This is a genomic window from Pseudomonas sp. UM16, from assembly GCF_050312595.1.
Classification (GTDB): Bacteria; Pseudomonadota; Gammaproteobacteria; order Pseudomonadales; family Pseudomonadaceae; genus Aquipseudomonas.
Map to the genome: position 1 here is coordinate 1 of NZ_JBNPJT010000046.1, position 1,257 is coordinate 1,257.

At 39.4% G+C, this 1,257-nt stretch carries 1 protein-coding gene; it reads left to right on the forward strand.

Going from position 1 to position 1,257, the window contains the following annotated elements; genetic code table 11:
* The coding region (locus ACQRAX_RS25450; protein ID WP_427867773.1) for a MobA/MobL family protein at window positions 1–1,257 on the forward strand (1,257 nt) is incomplete at both ends.

Genomic DNA, 1,257 nt, shown 5'->3' on the forward strand with positions numbered 1-1,257 from the left:
TTCAAAGCGGTTAGATGATTTACAGTTTTCAGGCTATGGTAATATGCCAAAATTTGCCGAAGATAATCCGCAAGAATTTTGGCGATTGTCAGATATTTACGAGCGAGCTAATGCCCGAGTTTGTACTGAAATTGAATTTGCTTTACCTAGAGAATTAACCATAGAACAACAGCAAAAATTAGTAAGTTCGTTTATAGAAAATACGGTTGATAGCGGTAGCAATAAACTACCCTACTCTTTCGCTATCCATACCGATAAAAATAATCATAATCCCCATTGTCATTTGATATTTTCAGAACGCCAACTTGACGGCATAGACCGTACAGCCGAGCAGTTTTTTAAACGTGCTAATACTAAATCCCCAGAAAAGGGCGGAGCGATGAAAACGGCAGATTTTCGAGATCGTGAGTTTATCCAATCTGTCCGAAAAACGTGGAGAGAGCAAGCTAATCAAGCCTTAGAGCAATACGGATATGCCGCACGAATTGACGAACGTAGCTACAAGGAACAAGGCATAGAGCAAGCCCCAAGAGCAAGAATTGACAGGGTAACGTGGCAAGAATTGAACCGATTAGAGCAAGAAGAACGCCAAATCGTGCAAGAGCTTGCACTTAAAGGACAAGAAATTAACAAAGAAAAATCCTACTTGCAGAAAATCGAAGAAAAACAGGCTCAAGGAATGGGCAAATATGAATCCAAATTCGCAGCTGCGTTTTCTAAATTATCGGAAAGTGCCCTAAAACACGATTTAAGCAACGAAAAAGAAAAAGACAGTAAAATACACACTCAAGAAGAAAAAGTGCCTCAAAATCGCATTCAGGGGCTTTCTCAAGCAGATTTTGATCAGTTTTTAATTGATGAATGGCTACCTCAAATAGAAAAATACGTTAAAGCCCAAGAAAAGCGGGACGGAATGGAAGTAGAGATCACGCAATACGACAAGGATTTACAGCGTATTCAGGGAGACTATAACAAGCTCACAGATAAAAATCAGGGTTTTCTCGGTTTATGGGAAACTAAAGAGCAAAAAGCAAAGAAAAAAGAGCTTGAAGATGAATACAAACATACAGCAGAGCAACGGAACGCTAAAAGCCAAGAATTAGCCGAGTATAGCCAAAAAATAAAAGCATACGAACAGAAAACGCTAGAGCCAATCAACGAGAAGATTGCCAAATATCAAGCTGACAACCCTGAAATAAAAATGCGGAGCTTAGGATTTGTGAAAAAAATTAAGGCTCAAGGGGCATATAAAGCGGC